17 protein-coding genes are annotated in these 19,806 nt (G+C 67.0%); all 17 read right to left on the bottom strand.

Annotation, left to right across the window (positions count from 1 at the left end; translation table 11 throughout):
* Positions 1 to 190 precede the first annotated feature (190 nt).
* On the bottom strand, positions 191 to 2,140 hold the full coding sequence (locus ACTQ1Z_RS01320; RefSeq protein WP_441858150.1) for a hypothetical protein: 1,950 nt from the start codon (positions 2,138 to 2,140) through the stop codon (positions 191 to 193).
* 33 nt (positions 2,141 to 2,173) lie between these two features.
* Positions 2,174 to 3,961, bottom strand: a complete 1,788-nt coding sequence (locus ACTQ1Z_RS01315; RefSeq protein ID WP_441858148.1) for a GNAT family N-acetyltransferase — start codon at positions 3,959 to 3,961, stop codon at positions 2,174 to 2,176.
* A gap of 272 nt (positions 3,962 to 4,233) precedes the next feature.
* Positions 4,234 to 6,207, bottom strand: a complete 1,974-nt coding sequence (locus ACTQ1Z_RS01310; protein WP_441858146.1) for a PTS fructose transporter subunit IIABC — start codon at positions 6,205 to 6,207, stop codon at positions 4,234 to 4,236.
* 151 nt (positions 6,208 to 6,358) lie between these two features.
* Positions 6,359 to 7,264 carry a 1-phosphofructokinase gene (gene pfkB, locus ACTQ1Z_RS01305; RefSeq protein WP_441858144.1) on the bottom strand — a complete coding sequence of 302 codons (906 nt, stop codon included), beginning with the start codon at positions 7,262 to 7,264 and terminating at the stop codon, positions 6,359 to 6,361.
* Complete coding sequence (locus tag ACTQ1Z_RS01300) at positions 7,261 to 8,031, bottom strand: DeoR/GlpR family DNA-binding transcription regulator (protein ID WP_441858142.1); 771 nt, start codon at positions 8,029 to 8,031, stop codon at positions 7,261 to 7,263. The genes pfkB and ACTQ1Z_RS01300 overlap by 4 nt, the downstream gene beginning before the upstream one ends.
* Positions 8,032 to 8,477: 446 nt before the next feature.
* Positions 8,478 to 8,795, bottom strand: a complete 318-nt coding sequence (gene hisE, locus ACTQ1Z_RS01295) for a phosphoribosyl-ATP diphosphatase (protein ID WP_293814651.1) — start codon at positions 8,793 to 8,795, stop codon at positions 8,478 to 8,480.
* Positions 8,796 to 8,797: 2 nt separating this feature from the next.
* Entirely contained in the window at positions 8,798 to 9,136 is a 339-nt protein-coding gene (gene hisI / locus ACTQ1Z_RS01290; RefSeq protein WP_441858139.1) for a phosphoribosyl-AMP cyclohydrolase, read from the bottom strand.
* A gap of 1 nt (position 9,137) precedes the next feature.
* On the bottom strand, positions 9,138 to 9,920 hold the full coding sequence (gene hisF / locus ACTQ1Z_RS01285; protein WP_441858137.1) for an imidazole glycerol phosphate synthase subunit HisF: 783 nt from the start codon (positions 9,918 to 9,920) through the stop codon (positions 9,138 to 9,140).
* Positions 9,920 to 10,747 (bottom strand): HisA/HisF-related TIM barrel protein, encoded by an 828-nt coding sequence (locus ACTQ1Z_RS01280; protein WP_441858135.1) that lies wholly within the window; start codon positions 10,745 to 10,747, stop codon positions 9,920 to 9,922. The genes hisF and ACTQ1Z_RS01280 overlap by 1 nt, the downstream gene beginning before the upstream one ends.
* The gene (locus ACTQ1Z_RS01275; protein ID WP_441858133.1) at positions 10,744 to 11,496 is read right to left on the bottom strand and encodes an imidazole glycerol phosphate synthase subunit HisH; all 753 of its coding nucleotides are present in this window, start codon (positions 11,494 to 11,496) and stop codon (positions 10,744 to 10,746) included. The genes ACTQ1Z_RS01280 and ACTQ1Z_RS01275 overlap by 4 nt, the downstream gene beginning before the upstream one ends.
* Positions 11,496 to 12,083: an imidazoleglycerol-phosphate dehydratase HisB gene (gene hisB, locus ACTQ1Z_RS01270; RefSeq protein WP_441858131.1), complete on the bottom strand. Its 588-nt coding sequence runs from the start codon at positions 12,081 to 12,083 to the stop codon at positions 11,496 to 11,498. Before hisB ends, ACTQ1Z_RS01275 begins: the two co-directional genes overlap by 1 nt.
* Complete coding sequence (gene hisC, locus ACTQ1Z_RS01265) at positions 12,076 to 13,230, bottom strand: histidinol-phosphate transaminase (protein ID WP_441858129.1); 1,155 nt, start codon at positions 13,228 to 13,230, stop codon at positions 12,076 to 12,078. The genes hisB and hisC overlap by 8 nt, the downstream gene beginning before the upstream one ends.
* Positions 13,231 to 13,232: 2 nt before the next feature.
* Positions 13,233 to 14,636 carry a histidinol dehydrogenase gene (gene hisD / locus ACTQ1Z_RS01260; RefSeq protein WP_441858127.1) on the bottom strand — a complete coding sequence of 468 codons (1,404 nt, stop codon included), beginning with the start codon at positions 14,634 to 14,636 and terminating at the stop codon, positions 13,233 to 13,235.
* 3 nt (positions 14,637 to 14,639) lie between these two features.
* Positions 14,640 to 16,304, bottom strand: a complete 1,665-nt coding sequence (gene hisG / locus ACTQ1Z_RS01255; protein WP_441858125.1) for an ATP phosphoribosyltransferase — start codon at positions 16,302 to 16,304, stop codon at positions 14,640 to 14,642.
* Positions 16,305 to 17,065: 761 nt separating this feature from the next.
* Complete coding sequence (locus tag ACTQ1Z_RS01250) at positions 17,066 to 17,776, bottom strand: ABC transporter ATP-binding protein (protein ID WP_441858123.1); 711 nt, start codon at positions 17,774 to 17,776, stop codon at positions 17,066 to 17,068.
* A 3-nt stretch (positions 17,777 to 17,779) separates the two neighbouring features.
* Positions 17,780 to 18,694 carry an ABC transporter ATP-binding protein gene (locus tag ACTQ1Z_RS01245; protein WP_441858121.1) on the bottom strand — a complete coding sequence of 305 codons (915 nt, stop codon included), beginning with the start codon at positions 18,692 to 18,694 and terminating at the stop codon, positions 17,780 to 17,782.
* Positions 18,687 to 19,802 (bottom strand): branched-chain amino acid ABC transporter permease, encoded by a 1,116-nt coding sequence (locus tag ACTQ1Z_RS01240; protein WP_441858119.1) that lies wholly within the window; start codon positions 19,800 to 19,802, stop codon positions 18,687 to 18,689. Before ACTQ1Z_RS01240 ends, ACTQ1Z_RS01245 begins: the two co-directional genes overlap by 8 nt.
* Between the last annotated feature and the right edge of the window lie 4 nt (positions 19,803 to 19,806).

Genomic DNA, 19,806 nt, shown 5'->3' with positions numbered 1-19,806 from the left:
TTAGCGTCTCCCGATATCGAACATGGGTTCTATAGTAGCACGACAGCGCCGCGACGCGAGGGGCGTAAACAAGAAGCCTCCGCGGCCATCTCGTGACGCGGAGGCTTTGGTAAAGACGCGCTACCAGGGCGACAGGCACGCGCCGCGCAGATTAAGGCGCGCGGCCAAGCACGTGAAAGTGCGCGGGCCCCTAGTTGTCAGAGAAGAAGCCGTCGGGCCAGATGCCGCCACCCTGGCCGCCCTTGTCGCCGCCCAGCCCCTCGCGCATGCGCTTGCCATCAGAAAGCTCCTGCAGGTAGCCCAGCGCCTCGTTCACGCGCGAGCGCATAGACGCCTTGGGCGCCTCCGGGTCGTCGGCCATAAAGGCGATCGCAGACGCCGAGGCCGGGGTGTTCGGAGTCGCAAGCGAAGGTGAAGCCGCGGGCGCGGGCGGAGTCGAAGGCGCGTCCATCTTGGCTGCGGCATCGTAGACGCCCAGGTCATGCGCCGCGCCAACAACCGCCCGGGTGAGCTCCCCCTCGTCGGGCATGCGAAGCGGCTCGGGGCGCATGCGGTCACGCCAGGCATCCATCAGCGGCACCTGAGCCTCGGATAGCGAGCGAGAGGAGAACAGCGGATACAGCGGCCCGTGACGACGCGCGAGCTCGCAGGCGCGCACGCGTTCGAGCAGACGTGCCGCGCCGTCCTCGCCCAGGCGGCCCTGGGCAAGCTCGGTAAGGCCGTAGTTGTGCTCGAAGTGCGCGAGCAGGCTGGCATCAAGCTCGGACAGGCACTGCTCGTCAGTCTCCGCGATGCCCTCGAGCCCCAGGTCAGTGGGGACACAGAGGCGCTGTACCGCGCGCGGGCAGATCACGGGAGAGACGGTGTTGCGGTAACGCGCGAGGCGCATGACGTCAGAACGGTAGATGTCCCCCAACGGGGCAAAGGCGGCCGCGCGGGCGGCAGGGGCGGGGTCAAACGAGGAGGAGCCCACGGCAAGCTCGGTCTTATCCGCGCTCGAGAGCGTGAGGAGCTCTCCCGCGCGGGCCCAGGCCCCCAGACGTGCCTCGACGAGGCCACGCGCAAGGTCCTCGGTCTCGTTGCCGCCGAGGGCTACCGCGGCGCGCTCGACGTCGCGCGCCGCGAGCTCGTCCACGTCGCGAATCTTGAGCGCGCGCACGACGCCACGCGCGTCCTCGAGTTCCTCGCCCGCGCCGCACACGAGCGCGTGAACGCGCATCGGGCCCACGGCGTCGACTGCGATGGCACACGTCACGCTCGAGGAGAGGCTACCGTCGCACACGACGGCGACACCAGAAAGGCCCTGCTTGTCACAGCGGTCGCGCGTCGCGAGCACGCAGGCGTCCCACAGGATCCGCTCGCGGTCGAACGCGGGCGGAGCCACCGGATTCGCCAGCGGGCCCTCGCCCTTGACGTCGATGTCGCACACGAAGACGTCCTCGGCAAAGCAACGAGAGGCGGCGGCGAGCTCGCCCCACGGCGCCATAACGAAGGAGCCGCCCACGAAAGCCAGGTCGCCAAAGGCGCCGACGGCATTCGCGGCAACGATCCAGGCATCCGCGCCCTTGGCCTCCTCGACAAAACAGCCGTCCGAGACGGACGGGGCGAAGCAGGTCGCCTGCTCGTCAACGTCGTACCCCTCGAACGGCACGAAGCAGATGACATCCGCGGGTAGGCTTCCCGAGGCGAAGAGCTCGAGCTCGTCAAAGGTATAGGCCACGCCCACATTGACGCCCTCGATCGAGACCACTGGCGGAGAGCCCGCGAGCGCGGACGCGGCCATACCGGGCTTTGCCTGGCCCGCGTTCGAGACGGTGCCCGCGATGGAGAGGGGGAGCACCGCGCCGTTGCGGATAAGCGCGGCCTCCGGCATGGACGGGCCGATGCCGCCCGATACGAAGGGCACGATGGCGGGCGTCGTCAGGCGCTCCGAGAGCGCGCCCATGGCGGAGGAGAAATCGAGGACATAGCCAGGGCACTGCGCCAGCGACAGCGGGTCGCAGCCCATCATGACGGTCGAGGGGAAGACGATGAGATCAGCCCCATAGGCATGGGCGACCGTGTCATAGGAGCACATCTTGTCCACGATGGCGTCGAAATCGCCGGGAGTGGTGTTCATCTGGGCAATGGCGACCTTCATTTGCATTCCTTCTCTCTGGGCGAGGCGTGCCACTTATCCTACCCACCCGCAGAGCAACTCGACGCCCCGTTCCGTATCTCGGCAATGCGTGCAGGCGCGCTCGCGCAGGATCGCGTCCGCGGCGAGGATGTCTCCGGAACAGCCAGACAGGTGCAGAACCGCAGCCCAGATGGTCATGAAGGGATATCCGAGCATAAGGCCCAACCCCAAGAGGGCAGCCGTGACCAAAACCGCGGGCGCGAGAAGGACCGCGACGAAACGGGGCTTGGAGAGCACGAGGCCGGGACATCCCGCATAGAGCATGCCCGCCTGGTAGCCAAAGCTCACCCGCGTGCCAGGGCCGCCGAGGACACGCATGAGCAGAGCGTGCACGAGCTCGTGCACGGGGAGTGCCACGACGGAGAGGGCGATCATGGCGAGGGGCCACATCACCGCACCCCAATCGCCCGGGAGCGCCAGCATCTCCTCGATGACGCCAGCGCCCGCCACGACGGAGAGCGTCACGGCAAGCGCCGCCCCACCGAGAAGGAGCCACACGCTGACGCGCACGAGGCGTTGCCGCAGGGCGGCATCGCCAAAGAAGTCGATGTCGCCGAGGGTGCGGACGGACGGCCCCCCGGTGGCCGCGGCGGGTTCGCAAGGCGCGGCGGGTTCGCAGAGCGCGGCGGGTTCGCAGGGCGCGGCGGGCTCGTCAGCCGCGACAGACATGCCGGGCGCAGCAGGCTTGCCTCCCTCCGCGGGACCGTCGAGGCGCAGCTCGTAGACGTTCGTCCAGCCGGTGATGGGAAGGCCCTCGTAGGGGAACCACTGCGGCGCGTGAAGCGTGAAGCCAAGCTCGCGGTAGAGGCGGTTCGAGAGGCTCTCCGGGCTGGTGTTGATGCGCAGAGCCTTGCAGCCTCGCGCGATGGCCTCGCGCGCGTACTCCGCGAGAAGCGCCGTCGCGATGCCGCGGCCGCGAGCGGCGGGGTCGGTCGCCAGCAGGTGGCAGGTCAAGAACTCGCCCGGCCCGAGCGGCTCCCAGTCAGGCTCGGTCCCGGGAAGGCCAAAGTCCCCATCGAGCGACATGGCGCCGAGGACCGCGGGGCCAGCGTCCGAGGCATCGCTTTCCCTGCGAGGATCCGCCTCGCCCTTCCCCGCGTCGACGGCCACCCACGTGACCCCCTCGCGCAAGCGGCGGCTCACGTCATCCGGGAGCGGCCAGAAGCCGCGCAGCCAGCCGCAGGTCTCCCGGCCAGGGACGTCGCAGGAATCGAGGAGATGGTCATACATGGCGAGAATCGCCAGCTCATCGGCAAGCGTCGCTGTCCTCACGAGGACGCCCTCGACCCGAGGGGCGACATGCGCCGCGCCATCCTCGAACACCACAAGCGGCCGATGCCTGCGCACGGGCTCCGCCTCGTCCATGGCGCGAGCGGCGCGGCGCACGAAGGCGGAGACGTCCTCCCCCTCCTCGTGGCACGCGACGGAGAGCGCGCGATGCGGGCTCCTCTCGGCAAGGGAACGCGCGGCACGGGCGCCGGCGCCACCCACCAGCAGATGCGCCTGGGTCACGCCAAGCGCGCTCATGGCCTCGGCCACGTCCGGCCCCTCGAGCTCGCGAGCCTCGCAGGACACGGTCGCGACGCTTCTCCCAAGGAAGGCGAGGTCTCGAGCGATATCCTCGGCAAGCCCGTCATCGGCCAGCGCAACCACGGGCGCGGGCTCGTACGTCATACCAAAGGGCGTCCCGGGAGCGTCAGCCACGCCCTCCGGGGCCTCGACGCGTACGCGCGCCACCGCGCCATCCGCAAGCGTCACCTTGATGTCTGCCGTCCTCGCCATGCCCATCCCCTCGATAGTCGTCGCCTAGAAGGATACCCGCTCGCGTGCGGCGGCGCGAAAGGCAGCGTCAGCCGTAACGGAGCGGTTGCGAACGAATACGGTGCCGCGGGCAAGACAAGCAAACGCCCAAAACGAAAGGGGCGGCCCCGAAGGACCGCCCCAGACGTCACGCCATGTTGCGAGCGAGCATTCGCGCGGGCGAGCCAGCGCATTCCGCGAGCCTCGCCCCGGCGGGCGCCCCACCCCCGTAGGGCACCCGCGTCCGCGCGCCCCTACTTCTCCAGGCCGGACTCGCTGGCGTCCAGCGGTTTCTTCCAGAAGGAGAGGATGAGGCAGCCCACCACGGCGCCCACGAGGCAGGCGACGAGCCACATCGCGGGGTTACCGATGACGGCGGCGACCCAGGCGCCACCGTGCGGGGCGGGGCTGGTGCAGCCAAAGGCCGCGGAGAGGCCGCCGGCGATGGCGGAGCCGATGATGCAGCTGGGCAGGACGTGGCCGGGATCAGCGGCGGCGAACGGAATGGCACCCTCGGAGATGAAGGAGAGGCCCATGATGTAGTTCACAAGGCCGGCGTTGCGGTCCTGCTTGGTCCAGCGATTCTTGAAGAACGTGGTGGAAAGGGCGATGACCAGCGGCGGAACCATGCCACCCACCATGACGGAGGCCATGATGACCTGGCCGGTGGTGCCAAGGCCGGAGCTGGGATCGAGAGCGGCGGTGCCAAACACGTAGGCAGCCTTGTTGAAGGGGCCGCCCATGTCGACAGACATCATGCCGCCGAGGACGAGGCCAAGGACCACGATGTTGCTCGTGCCAAGGCCCGCAAGGAAGCCGTTGAGCGCGGTGTTGATCGCGGCAAAGACCGGGTTGAGCGCAAGCATCACGACGCCAATGGCGAGCGTGCCAAGGACGGGGTAGATCAGCATCGGCTTGATGCCCTCAAGCGAGCTCGGGAGCTTGTCGCAGACGCGCTCGATGCCCAGGGTGAGGTAGCCGGCAGCGAAGCCCGCGAAGAGCGCCGCGATGAAGCCGCCGGAGACGAGCGCGGTCGCGTCGAGCGTTCCCAGGTAGGCGAAGTCATAGCCAGCCTTGGCGAAGAGGCCGCCGACGAAGCCAGGGGCGAGGCCCGGACGGTCCGCGATGGAGCTCGCGATGTAGCCCGCGAGGATCGGGAGCATGAGGCCAAACGCCTCGCCGCCGATGGTCTTGAACAGGGCCGCAGCCGGGATCGAGGAGCCATAGGCCGAGGTGCCGAGACCAGGCTGGTCAACGAGGAACGCGATGGCGGTGAGGATGCCGCCGCCGATCACGAACGGCAGCATGTGGGAGACGCCGTTCATGAGGTGCTTGTAGATCTTGTGCCAGGTCGACTCGCCGTCAGAGGTCGCGGCGGGAGCGGCGGCACCACCGGCGTTGTGGTGGATCGGGGCGCGGCCCTCCATGACCTCGTTGATGAGGGCCTCGGGCTCGTTGATGCCACGGGAGACCGGGCAGCTGTAGAGCGGCTTGCCGTCGAAGCGGAAGAGCTCGATGTTCTTGTCGGCGGCGATGATGACGCCCTTGGCACCGGTGATGTCCTCGGCCGTGAGGACGTTCTTGGCGCCCGCGGAGCCCTGGGTCTCGACCTTGATGCGCAGGCCCATCTCCTTGGCCTTGTTCTCGAGGGCCTCGGCCGCCATGTAGGTGTGGGCGATGCCCGTGGGACAGGCGGTGATGGCGACGATGTCATAGCCTGTGGCGTCAGCGGCGGCGGCAGCGGCGGCCTTCGCGTTCTCGGCGGCAAGCTTGGCGTCCTCGGCGGCGTCGATGACGGCGAGGAACTCCTCCGCCGTCTTAGCGGCGCGGAGGTTGTCGCAGAACTCCGGGTCCATCAGGAGCATCGAGAGGCGCGAGAGGACCTCGAGGTGGACGTCGGCCTTGGTGTCGGGCGCGGCGATAAGGAACATGAGCGTGGTGGGCAGGCCGTCCGGCGCGTCGTAGTCGACGCCCTCGGGCAGCGTCATCGCGGCAAGGCCCGGCGCGGAGACGGCGGCCGTCTTGGCGTGCGGGATCGCGATACCCTCGCCAAGCGCCGTGGAACCGAACGACTCGCGTGTATGGACGGCCTCAGTGTAGGCGTCGACGTCGACGACGTTGCCCTGGGTCTCCATCAGCTTGACGAGCTTGGTGATGGCATCGTCCTTGTCAGACGCGACACCCCCGATCTTGACGGCCTCAGGCTTGAGCAGACTGGTGATTCTCATTACTCAACCTTTCTCTCCCGGGCGTTTGCCCGGACGATATTCGCAGCACCGGTCCACCGGGACGGCACGGCATGACGGAAGGGCCGGAGCGCCGCGCGCAGGCGCGAGGGAGAGGGGCGCTCCGGCAAGGAGGAGGATTGGCGGAAGGAAGCTAGCGAGAGCCGGCCATAAGCGCCTCGACCTCGGGGCGCGTGGCGAGGTGGTCGGAGAAGGCACTGGCGGAGCCGCTGGCGAGGGCCATGCGGAAGGCCGTCTCGTAGGAGCCGGTCTCGATGAGGCCCGCGAGGAAGCCGGCAACGCTCGAGTCGCCCGCGCCCACGGAGTTCACGACGGTGCCCTTGGCGGCAGGGCTCTGGAAGACCTGGCCGTCCGCGGAGACGAGCACGCCGCCCTCGCCCGCCATGGAGACGAGCACGTTCTGGGCGCCGGCCTCCTGCATGCGCTTGGCATACGGGACGACCTCGTCGCGGGTCTCGAGGGTCACGCCGTAGATGTCGCCCAACTCGATGTTATTGGGCTTCACGAGGAAGGGCTTGTAGGGAAGCACGCGCGTGAGCAGGTCGCGTTCGGCGTCGACCACGATACGGACACCGCGGCCGTCGAGGCGCGCCATGATACGCTCGTACATGTCGCCGGGAAGCGTGTTGGGCACGGAACCGGAGATGACGAGGGTGTCGCCCTCGCCCAGGATGTCGAGCTTGGCGTAGAGCTCCTCGATGTTCTCCTCGGTGATGAGCGGGCCCTGGCCGTTGAGCTCGGTCTCCTCGTTGCTCTTGATCTTGGCGTTGATGCGGCTCATGCCCTCGGCGACCTCGATGAAGTCGGCGGAGACGCCAGCCTCGCTCACGCGGCGGGCGATCTCGGCGCCGGTAAAACCGGCGAGAAAGCCGAGCGCACGGGAGGCGTGACCGAGGTTGCCCAGGACGATGGAGACGTTGATGCCCTTGCCACCGGGAAGCACCTGCTCATAGGTGGTGCGGTTGATCACGCCGAGGCGCATGTCGTCCACGCGGACGATGTAGTCGAGCGAGGGGTTGAACGTTACGGTGCAGATCATGCGGATACCTCCACGACGTTGGAAAGGCCAGAGATGACGGGGTCGACAACGCCGCAGGTGACGAGCGTCGCGTCCTCGAAGCGGGAGAAGGTGACCGGCGTCACGACGCCGATCTTGCTGGCGTCTGCCAGGACAAAGCGCTCACGGGCGTGCTTCATCGACTCGAGCTTGACCATGGCCTCGCTCGTGTCCGGCGTGGTGAAGCCCTGCTCGACCGTAACGCCGTTCGTGCCCCAGAAGCCCTTGGAAAAGTTGTAGCGAGAGAGCGCGTCGAGCGCGCCGGGGCCCACGATGGCCTCCGTGCCAGCCTTGACGTCGCCGCCGATGACGATCGTGCGGGCGCCGCAGTTGGCGAGCGCGAGCGCCAGGGAGACGGAATTGGTGACGAAGGTCGCGAGGCAGGCGGTTTCCGAGAGGTGCTCAACGATGGCCTGCGTGGTGGAGCCGGAGTCAAGGTAGACGAAGTCATCCGGCTGGATCTGAGCTGCTGCCCAGGCGGCCAGCACGTGCTTCTCGGGCGTGTGGAGGTCGCGCTTCTCGGCCATGGTGGGCTCGGCGGCGACGAAGGGCGCGGGCGTAAGCGCGGTCTCGACGCTGGCGGCGCCACCATGCACCTTCACGAGAAGGCCGGCGGCTTCGAGACGGTCGAGGTCGCGGCGGATCGTGGATTCTGACGTATCGAACAGGTTGGCGAACTCCGCGACGGAAACGGTGGCGTTCTCCGCGACCATCTCGACCATGCGCTGGCGACGTTCCTCGGCGAGCATAACGCTCCTTCAACCGGCTCTAGCCGTGGGGCCTGAGCACCCGTGGGCCTGAGCTTTCGCATCTTACAATGCGTACTATTGCACACTTCTGCGCAGATTTGAGCACAAGTGTGCAAACTCACGCAAAAGCGAGCGTAAGCGGTCGATTTCGAGCGGTGAGTGGTTGGTTAAGACGACACGGCGCGCTCGATTGCAACGCTTCTGACTCAAAATGAAGCCACACGCGATCGCAGCGAAACCGCTGTCCAAAGGAAAAAGTTGTCAAATAGGGGCCTGATTGGCGACTCGCAAAGTAGGCCACCAACATGCAAACTATTCACCTGCATGTTTTAAATCTAAACTTTGAGCTCTACTTCAGGTGACTCGTTTCAGGCCCCTACTTCGCGGGTAATTTGGAAATTGAGTCCTCTACGGACTTGGATATTGGGTCCTCTGCGGACGCTTGCCTACTTCATGCGGGCGTTGAGCTCTCCTGCAAGCTCGTCGAGGGTCACGCCGTAGCGCTCGAGGGTCACGAGCAGGTGATAGACGAGGTCGCCCGCCTCGTAGCGGATGTGGTCATGGTCGTCGTCCTTGCACGCCATGATGACCTCGCTCGCCTCTTCCGCGATCTTCTTGAGCAGCTCGTCCTCGACGTCTGTGAGCAGACGGGCCGTGTAGCTCGTCTCGGGCGAGGCGTCTCGGCGGGCGTGGATGGTCGCGGCGAGGCCCTCGAGGGTCTCGCCGATGTTGCCGGGCTGGACGTTCGCGGTGCGCACTCCCATGGTTAGTCCTCCTTGGAGACGGTCTTGAAGAAGCAGCTGCGGTTGCCGGTGTGGCACGCCGGGCCCGGCGAGTCCACCTTCGCGAGCAGCGTGTCGTTATCGCAGTCAGCCCAGAGCTCGCGGAGCTGCTGCGTGTTGCCGCTCGTGGCGCCCTTGTTCCAGAGCTCTTGCCTGCTGCGGCTCCAGAACCACGTGGTGCCGCGCTCGAGCGTGAGGCGCACGGATTCCTCGTTCATCCATGCCACCATGAGGACCTCACCGGTATCCCACTGCTGCACCACGCAGGGGATGAGCCCCTGGGAATCGTACTTGAGGCTTGTCGGATCCACGACTTCGACCATGCTAGAAATCCAATCTCACGGGGATGCCCTGGCTCGCCATGTATTCCTTGACTTGGCGGATGGAGAACGTCCCGAAGTGGAACACGCTCGCGGCGAGCACCGCGTCGGCCTCGCCCTCGATGATGCCCTCGGCGAAGTGCTCGAGCGTACCCACGCCGCCGCTCGCGATGACGGGGATGGGCACGGCACGCGCCACGGCACGCGTGAGCGCGAGGTCGAAGCCCTCCTTGGTGCCGTCGCGGTCCATGCTCGTGAGCAGGATCTCTCCGGCTCCGCGGCGCGCGGCCTCCTCGGCCCACTCGACAGCGTCGATGCCGGTCGCCTTGCGCCCACCCGCGACGTAGACCTCCCACTTGTCGGCTCCGGGAGCGCCCGGGGTACCCACGCGCTTGGCGTCGATGGCACAGATCACGGCCTGGCTGCCAAAGGCGCGCGCCGCCGCCGTGATGAGCTCGGGGTCCTTGATAGCGGCGGAGTTGAGCGAGACCTTGTCCGCACCGGCCGCGACCATGCGGCGCATGCCATCGAGATCCCGGAAGCCGCCGCCCACGGCGTAGGGGATGGACAGCTCGCCGGCGGCACGGGAAGCCATGTCGATCGTGGTGGCACGGTTGTCGCTCGTCGCCGTGATGTCGAGGAAGACCACCTCGTCTGCACCCTCGCGGTCATACGCGGCCGCAAGCTCGACCGGGTCTCCGGCATCGCGCAGGTCGACGAAGTTGACGCCCTTGACCACGCGGCCGTCCTTGACGTCGAGGCAGGGGATGACGCGCTTGGCGAGCATTAGGCATCGCTCCTCTCGGGACGGGCGGATGCGGGAACGTCGCTGGTGGCGACGCCTTCGGCGGGCGCGGCGGCGCCACCCTCCCCCGTCTCCCCGTGAGCGGCGGCAAGCGCGTCTGCCAGGGAGAAGTTGCCCTCGTAGAGGGCGCGGCCCACAATGGCACCCTCGATCACGTCGTCACCCGCGGCAGCGAGGGCGCGGATGTCATCCAGGCTCGTGATGCCACCGCTCGCCACCACCGGGAACCCCGCGAGGCCGGCGACGCGGCGGTAGGCCTCCACGTCGATGCCCGTCTGCATGCCGTCGCGGGCGATGTCGGTGAAGACAAGGTGGCGGAACCCCTGGCCGCGCAACTCCCCCACGACCTCGTCGAGGCTGCGGGACACGCCGTCGCGCCAGCCGTTGACCTTGACCTCGCCGTCCTTGGCGGCGACGTCCGCCACGATCAGGCCGCCAAAGCCCCTGGCCACGACCTCGGCAAACGCCGGCTCGCGAACGAGCACCGTGCCGAGGGCGATGCGCTTGGCGCCCATGTCGCGGAGCTCGTCGATACGCGCGAGGGAGCGCACGCCGCCCCCTACGTCGACGGACAGGCCCTCGACGGCGCAGATGGCGCGGATGGCCTCGTCGTTGGCGGCGCGGGCCTCCTCGTCCTCCTCGAAGGCGCTCGAGAGGTCGACGACGTGGACCCACTCGGCTCCCTGCCCGAGGAAGTGGCGAGCGACGGCGGCCGGATTGTCTGAGTAGACCTTGCAGCGGGCGCGGTCGCCGCGCTCGAGGCGGACGACCTTGCCGCCTATGAGGTCGATTGCTGGGAACAGGATCATGCGGCAGGCTCCTTTGCGGCGCTAACGGGCGCGACGCTCGCACCCTTCACGATGGAGACGAAGTTGCGAAGAATCATAAGGCCGGTGGCAGAGCTCTTCTCCGGATGGAACTGGCAGCCAAAGACGTTGCCGCGCCAGGCCACGCACGGGAAGCTCCGGACGTAGTGGGTGCGGGCCGCAACCTGGGACGCGTCCGCGTCGTCTGCCACGGCGTAGGAGTGCGTGAAGTAGACGTTCGCGCCCTCGGGCACGCCGGCAAGCAAGGGGCAGCCCCTCCCCTCCTCCGTCACGTGGAGCTGGTCCCAGCCCACGTGCGGGACCTTGAGGCGCGCGGACTCGAGCCTGGTGACGGAGCCGGCGAGCACGCCGAGGCCCGCCGTCCAGGGGCCGCCCGCCGCGTCAGGGGCGTCAACGGGCGCCGTCTCGCCGGCAGTCTTTGCGGACGCGCCGGCCTCGGGCGGCACGCCCTCGTCGCCGCGCTCGCACAGAAGCTGCAGGCCCAGGCAGATGCCGAGGAACGGCACCCCGCGGCCGATGGCCTCGAGCACCGCCTCGTCCTGGCCACTCTCCCGCATGAACTCGATCGCGTCATAGAACGAGCCGACGCCGGGAAGCACGAGACCGGCGGCGGCGCGGATGGCCGCCGGGTCGTCGCTGATCACGACGTCGTCCCAGCCCGCGCGCATGAGACCGCGGCGAACGCTCGAGAGGTTGCCCTTGTGGTAGTCAATGACGACGATCGCGCTCATCAGAGGCTTCCCTTCGTGGACGGCACGCCGATGACGCGCGGATCGAGCTCGCACGCGAAGCGAAGCGCACGCCCGAAGGCCTTGAACGCCGCCTCGATGATGTGATGCGAGTTGGAGCCCGCAAGCTCGCGAACGTGCAGCGTCAAGGCCGCGTCGCGCGCGAAGGCGATGAAGAGCTCCTCGGCAAGCTCCGTGTCGAACGTGCCCACCTTCTGCGTGGGCACGGGAAGGTCGACGTAGGCCTGCCCGCGTCCGGAGACGTCGATCGCCGCCTGGACGAGGGACTCGTCCATCGCAATCGCGACGTCCGCGAAGCGCGTGATGCCTGCCTTGTCACCAAGGGCCTCGCGCACGGCCTGGCCTAGGACGATACCCACGTCCTCGACCGTGTGGTGGTCGTCGACCTGGGTGTCGCCGACAGCGCGGACCGTGAGGTCGAACAGGCCGTGGCGGCCGAAGGCGCAAAGCATGTGGTCAAAGAAGCCCACGCCGGTCTCAACGTCGACCTTGCCGGAGCCATCGAGGTCGATCGTGATCGTGATGTCGGTCTCGCCGGTCTTGCGCGAGACGGTCGCAGACCTAGTCATCCTGGTCCTCCTTGTTGGTTGCGACAGCGGGCTCGCCGCCCGCAACAGCCGCGCGGGCGGCCTCCTCGGGCACGAGCTCCGCGAGCGCGTCGATAACGGCGTTGTTCTCCTCCGGCGTGCCCACCGTGATGCGGAGGCAATCGGCAAGGCCCGGCGCGTAGCTGAAGTCCCTCACGAGAATCGAGCACTCGTCGCGCAGGCGCTCGCGGACGCGACTCGCCCTCGCCATGCGCGCGAGGATGAAGTTGCCCTCGCTCGGCCAGACGCGCACGCCCTCGACGCGCGCGAGCGACTCGTACAGGCGTGAGCGCTCCGAGACGATCTTCTCGACCGTGGGGTCGAACTCGGCGCGGGCACGCACGGCAGCGAGCGCCGCAGCCTGGGTGAGCACGTTGACGGAGTAGATCTGGCGCACCGCGGCGAGCGCGTCGATAACATCGGGCGCAGCGATAACGTAGCCGCAGCGCGCGCCCGCGAGCGCGAAGGCCTTCGACAGTGTGTGGAGCACGAGCAGGTTGTCATACTCGGCGAGCAGCGCCTCGGCGGAGGTGCCGGCGGCGGCGAACTCGCCATACGCCTCGTCGACCATCACGAGGCCCGGGCATGCGTCGCACACGCGCGCCACGAGCTCGAGCGGGGCGACGTCACCCGTGGGGTTGTTCGGGCTCGTGAGAATGACGAGGCTTGCCTCCCCCGCGGCCGCCACGAGTTCGTCCGCCTGCGGGAGTAACGTCTCGGGGTCGCGCCAGACGTCGCGCGCGTCGGTCTGGGTGAGCGAGGCGAAGAACGCATACTCCGAGAAGGTCGGGGGGACGTTCACGAGTGTGCGGCCCGGTCCGCCAAAAGCAAGCAGGAAGTTATAGAGGAGCTCGTCTCCGCCGTTGCCCACGATGACGTTCTCGCGCGAGACGCCGTGCCACGCGACGAGCTCGTCGCGCAGGTCGTTGCTCATCGGGTCCGGATAGCGGTTCGTGGGCGTGGCGGCGAGTGCCTCGTCAATGAGCGCGCGGGCGGACGCCGGCACGTCATAGGTGTTCTCGTTGGCGGAGAGGTTCACGCGCGTGGGCGTGAAGTTGGGATCATAGGGCTCGAGCGTGCGGAGGTGAGGCTGGACGAGCGCCTTGACGCGGTCTGAGAGCTGGGCCATGCTCACTCCTCCCCATCATAGCCGGGCAGATACGGAACGCCGGGAGCATCGAGGTCGCGAGGCCACGCGCAGCGCATGGCACCTTCGCAGGCGGCCGCGGGGTCGGCGAACTTCTCGGCACCCTCCGCCAGGAGCTTCCTGCGCATGCCCACCGAGAGGGCGTGCGCCCAGAGGCCCTCGGACTGGGCGATCGCCTGGACGGCGGGGCCGTCGGTCGCGAGACCCGCGGGGGTGTAGGAGATGACGCTCGAGCGCTTCACGAAGTCATAGACGCCAAGCGGGTTCGAGAACTTCGCGGTGCCGCCCGTGGGCAGCGTGTGATTGGGGCCCGCGACGTAGTCGCCCAGCGGCTCAGAGCTCCACGGGCCCACGAAGATGGCACCCGCGTTCTCGATCGAGCCCAGAAGGCCCATGGCGTCCGCGCAGTGGAGCTCGAGGTGCTCGGGCGCGACGACGTTCACCGCGGCGACCGCGTCAGCGAGCGTGTCGCAGGCCACGATGACGCCGTGGTCCAGGCTCGCGCGCGTGATCTCCTCACGCGGGCTCTGGGAAACGAGACGCTCGATGGCGTCCTCGACGGCAGCGGGAAGCTCCGGCGCGTCGGTCACGAGATAGCAGGTGGCCATGGGGTCGTGCTCGGCCTGGGCCATGAGGTCCGCCGCGACGACGGCGGGGTCCGCTGTGGCGTCGGCGAGGACGCAGACCTCGCTGGGACCGGCGACCATGTCGATGCCCACGTCACCCATGACGTAGCGCTTTGCGGCGGCAACGTAGGCGTTGCCCGGGCCCGTGATCTTGGCGACGCGCGGAATGGTCTCCGTGCCATAGGCGAGTGCGGCCACGGCCTGTGCGCCGCCGACGGCATAGACCTCGTCGACGCCGGCGATCTTGGCCGCGGCGAGGGTGTAGGCGGAAAGCGAGCCGTCGCGCTGGGGCGGGGTCACCATGACGATGTGGCGCACGCCGGCGACCTTGGCCGGGACGGCGTTCATGAGGACGGTCGAGGGGTACTGCGCGCGACCGCCCGGGACATAGATGCCCACGCTCGGCAACGGCGTCACCTTCACGCCGAGGATCGTGCCGTCGGCGCGGGTGGTGAACATCGACTGGGACACCTCGCGCTCATGGAAGTCGCGGATCTGCGCGTGCGCGCGCTCGAGTGAGGCGAGGAACTCCGCGTCAACCATCGAGGGAGCGGCGTCAAGGAGCTCGTCCGGCACGCGAAAGGCCGCCGGGCAGCTGCCGTCGAATCTCTCGCAATAGGCGCGCACCGCGGCGTCACCGTTCGCGCGGACGTCGTCGACGATCGCCTCCGCGGCGTCCATCACCTCGCGGGGAAGCGCGCCAGAGCGCTTGATGTCCTTCTCGGTGAGCTCTCGCCCGCCGGTGAGGTCAACTCGAATCATGGGCTAGTCCTCCTTAGTAGCCGTGACCGCGGCGAGGCGGTCGGCGAGGTCGCGGATGCGGGCGTCACAGCGGTAGGCGGCGGGTCCGGCGAAGAAGCGCGCAGTGCACTCCATCACGTCATCGACGATGACGAGGTCGTTCTCGCGCAGCGTGGTACCGGTGGCGGTGATGTCGACGATGCGGTCCGTCATGCCAACGATCGGGCCGAGCTCGATGTTGCCGTGCAGCGCGAGGATGTCGACCTGTTGTCCGATGCGGTCGTAGTAGGCCTGCGTGATGCGCGGGTACTTCGTCGCGACGCGCATCGTGCCGCGCCAGGCGTAGGCGCGCTCCGCCATGCCGGCGTTGGCGCGGGGCTCGGCCACGATGAAGCGGCACGCGCCATAGCCGAGGTCGACGACCTGGAGAAGGTCGAGGTCCGCCTCGAAGAGGGAGTCTGACCCGCAGATGCCGCAGTCGGCGCCGCCATGGGCGACGAAGGCCGGAGCGTCCGTCGCGCGCACGATCACGTACTCGACGTCGCCGGCGGGGATGATGAGCTTGCGGCCGTAGTCGCGCAGATCGTCGACGGGCAGGCCCGCGCGCTCGAGCGTGGCGAGGGTGTCCGGGAAGAGCGACCCTTTAGGAACCGCAATGCGCAGCGGGCGCGACCCGACGTGGACGCCCGGCGTCGCGATGCCGGAGGCACCCGCACGGCCGAGGACCTCCTGCAGGCGCTCGAGCGAAAGAGCGAAACCGCAGGCGGCGACGCCCGGCATGCCGAGGTTCGCGAGCACCGCGTCATAGCGGCCGCCCGAGGCGAGGCTCGCGGCGATGCCGTCGACGTAGGCCTTGAAGATGATGCCGGTGTAGTAGTCGAAGCTGTTGATGATGCTGAAGTCGAAGGAGAGTTCGGCCGCCGCCTCGGTCTTCACAAGGCCCGCGACGAGCCCGCGGAGCTCGCTGGTTCCACGTTTGGCGTCCGGCACGCACGCGGCCTCGAGAAGCTCGTCGACCTTGTCGATCACGGATTCGTCGCCGTGGAGACGCGGCAGCTCGTGGAGGGCGCGCGTGATGGGGCGCGGCAGACCGGCGGCCTCGACGCACTCGTCGAGCGCGACGAGATTGCTCTCGTGCACGTAGGAGAGCACCTGCTCGCGAAGGGTCTCATCCGCGATGTCCGCCTCGAGGAGCGCCAGCAGCGGGCGGACGGAGCCGGCGACGATGCGCACGTTCGAGACCTTGAGGGCGGCGAGCGTATCCGCCATGAGCGAGACGACCTCCACCTCGCCCGCAACGTCCTCCCCGCCGATGAGCTCGACGCCGAGCTGCGTGAACTGGCGCGGCTGGCCGCGGAGGGCGCCCTGCTCTCGAACGACGGGCGCCTCATAGCGCAGACGCGCCGGAAGGCTCTCTCGCGTCAGGCGCTGAGCAGTGAGGCGCGCGATCGGCAACGTCAGGTCTGGGCGCAGCATGAGGAGGCGATTATCCGAGTCGAAGAGCTGGAACGGCGAGCCTTTAATGCGGCCGGCAGTCTCGAGCATGGAGCGGTCCTCAAGCAGCGGGGTCTCCACGGGCACGTATCCCCTGGCGTCAAAGCAGGAACGCACCGTATCGCGAATGGACTCACGAGCGCGCGCTTCCTCGGGCAGAATGTCGCGAAAGCCACGTGGCGTACCAATGATCACGTTCTACTCCCTCTCGCGTCCCGGACGAACGAGCACGTTATAGGCGGCAGACGCCACCCGCTCAGAAAACTGATCCGTATCTCGTGGCGACGAGTCTATCGCTCGCCCATTTCGCCAACGTTTCGGGCACTCACTTTAGCATAGTAAAGCGTCTATCAACGCATGACTTTAGTAAGCTAAAGTTTAACTTTGTGTTTCCTAGACACTGGATCATCGGGGGGTCTATAGCCAGATCAGCCCCGTCCATACCCTCGCCTCAGGCCAAATAGCTCGAGGCCCCAAAGCGAAAAAAGTCGCTAAGTAGGGGGCTAATTCGACTTGGGCGAAGTAGCCAGTGGAATCTCGCAGCAAAACCCCAGTTGGCAAAAGCCCGAAAGAGGCCTCTACTCAGCAGGACCGATAATAGCCCCCTACTTAACGCTAGATTTGAATTTGCACGGCCATTAAGGTCGGATTGGGGGCATTCAAACACGCACAGATTACCCGCCAAAACCAACTCACCCGAGAAGTATGGACCTAAAATCGTTTTCACTGAGTAGGCCCGTTGTTTAGGGACGAAACGGCCAGGTAGGACGCCTACCTATTAGAGGACTACTTGGTAATTCCCCAATCAGGTCCATACTTCTCGGGTGAGTTGACATACAGGCCCAAGGCGTCGGTGTTTTCGCCGTCGATCGGGCGAAATACAAAGGGGCCGGCTCCCGTAGGGAGCCGGCCCCTTGCTCGAAGCTCACATTTGCCGCAATGGCGACAGCGGCGCATCAGCCGCCGAGGTAGGCCTGCTTCACGCGATCGTCGTTCGCGAGGTCAGCTGCGTCGCCGCTCATCGACACGCGACCGGTCTCGAGCACGTACGCGCGATCCGCGACGGAAAGCGCCATACGCGCGTTCTGCTCGACCAGCAGAACCGTAGTGCCCGTATCATGCAGGCTCTTGATGATGTTGAAGATCTCCTGCACGAGGATCGGCGCCAGACCCATCGAGGGCTCATCGAGCATCAGCAGGCGCGGCTTGCTCATGAGCGCGCGACCCATGGCAAGCATCTGCTGCTCGCCGCCAGAAAGCGTACCGGCGCTCTGGCCCTCGCGCTCCTTCAAGCGCGGGAAACGGTCGAACACCATCTCGAGCGAATCGGCAATCTCGGCCTGGTCGCGTCGCGTGAAGGCGCCCATCTCGAGGTTCTCGCGAACGCTCATCTGCAGGAACACACGCCTGCCCTCGGGACAGAGGGCCATGCCCTTGCCCACGATGGTGTGAGGCGGCACGCCCAGAAGGCTCTCGCCCTCGAACTCGACCTTGCCCTCGCGCGGCTTCAGAAGCCCCGCGACGGTGTTGAGCGTCGTGGACTTGCCGGCGCCGTTCGCGCCGATCAGCGTCACGATCTCGCCCTCCTCCACGTCGAAGGAGATACCCTTCACCGCGTGGATGGAGCCGTAGTAGACGTTAAGGTCCTCAACGTGAAGAATGCTCATGCCTTAGGCCTCCTCGTCAGTCGTGGCCGCAGGCGCAGCAGCGGGAGCGTCATCCTGCTTGCCGAGATACGCCTCGATGACCAGCGGATTGCTCTGGATCTGTTCAGGCGTACCCTTTGCGATGATCTTGCCGAAGTTCAGGACGGCGATGCCCTCGCAGATGCCCATAACAAGGTCCATGTCGTGCTCGATGAGCATGATGGCAATCTGGAACTCGTCGCGAATCTTGCGGATGTTATCCATAAGCTCGGCCGTCTCGGACGGGTTCATGCCAGCGGCGGGTTCGTCGAGCAGCAGGAGCTTCGGGTTGGTGGCCAGCGCTCGGACGATCTCGAGCCTGCGCTGGGCGCCATAGGGCAGCGAACCCGCGATGTGGTTCGCATAGACACTCATGTCGAAGAAGTCGAGCAGCTCGAGGGCGCGCTCGTGCATCTTCTTCTCCGCGGACCAATACGAGGGGAGGCGCAGCACGGCGCTCGCGGCGCTCTCCTTGATCTGGTTGTGCAGGCCGATCTTGACGTTGTCCTCGACGGTCAGCGACGAGAAGAGGCGGATGTTCTGGAACGTGCGCGCAACGCCAAGGCGGCTCGCGGCGGCGGCGTCCATACCGGCGGTATCGGTGCCGTCGAGCATGACCATGCCACGCGTGGGGTTATAGACCTTGGTCAGCAGGTTGAAGACCGTGGTCTTGCCGGCACCGTTCGGGCCGATGAGGCCGGCGATCTCGGTCTTGCCAACGGTGAAGTTGAAGTCATCGACCGCGCGAAGGCCACCGAAGTCGATGCCGAGGTGGCGGCACTCGAGGACGGGACGATTGTAGAGATCACGCTCGGGGATGATCGCGTCGCTCGGCAGCGGCACCATCTTGGTGCGCTCGCGGCGCTCGGCGGCGTGGCGCGAGGATGCGTTGCTAGGCATCGGCCTCGCCTCCCTTCTCGGCCTCGGCGTCCTGCGACTTCACGGGCCTCTTGAACTTGGACTTCAGGCCACCCGCGAGCTGACGCAGCGTCGGGTTGTTGGAGATGATCATCACGAGAATGAGCACGACGGCGTAGATGAGCATGCGCCAGTCGGAGATGGCGCGCAGCATCTCAGGCAGGACGGTAAGGAGCGCGGCGGAGATGATCGAGCCGCGGACGTTACCCATACCGCCGAGGACCACGAACACCAGCACCAGGATCGAGGTGTTGAAATCGAACTTCTTCGGCACGATGGAGCTGTAGCCCATCGCATAGAAGCAACCAGCGGCACCCGCGAGCGCGGCGGCGACCACGAAGGCGATCATGCGGTACTTGGTAACGTTGATGCCCACGGACTCAGCAGCGATGCGGTTGTCGCGCACGCTCATAATGGCGCGACCGGTACGGCTGTTCACAAGGTTGAGCACGACGGTCACGGTAACGAGCACGAGCACGATACCAATGGCGAACGTCGACATCTTGGTGATGCCCGTGGCACCCTGCGGGCCGTTGATGAGCAGCGTGCCGCCCTGCATGCCAAGGGCCTTGGCGTCAGAGAGCGAGAAATGCAGGCCGCTACCATCGAGACCAACATACAGGTTGTTCAGGATGTTCTTGATGATCTCGCCAAACGCAAGGGTCACGATGGCGAGGTAGTCGCCACGCAGACGCATGACCGGGATGCCAATGACAAAGCCAGCCACGCCCGCGATGACGGCGGCGATGACAAGCGCGAGCACGTAAGCCAGAAGGGCATTGTTAACGACACCGTTCACGAGGCTGAACGCGACGAAACCCGAGAACGCGCCCACACTCATGAAGCCCGCGTGACCGAGCGACAGCTCGCCCGAAATGCCGACGACGAGGTTGAGTGACACGGCCATGCACACATAGGCGCAGATGGGAACCAGCTGGCCCGCGAGTGAGTTGGTCAGAATGCCCGTGGCCTCGAGCGCCGTCATGAGGACGAAAAAGCCGATAACGATAGCGTACGTGATGAGGTTGGACTGCAGGCGCTTGCTCATGCGGCGGGGAGCGGCTGCGGCGGCGGTGTTCTTATCTGCCATGGCG

The organism is Parolsenella sp. LCP21S3_E11, from assembly GCF_052118165.1.
Classification (GTDB): Bacteria; Actinomycetota; Coriobacteriia; order Coriobacteriales; family Atopobiaceae; genus Parolsenella.
Note: the sequence above shows the minus strand (reverse complement) of the source record. Positions and strands in the feature narration are given on the sequence as shown.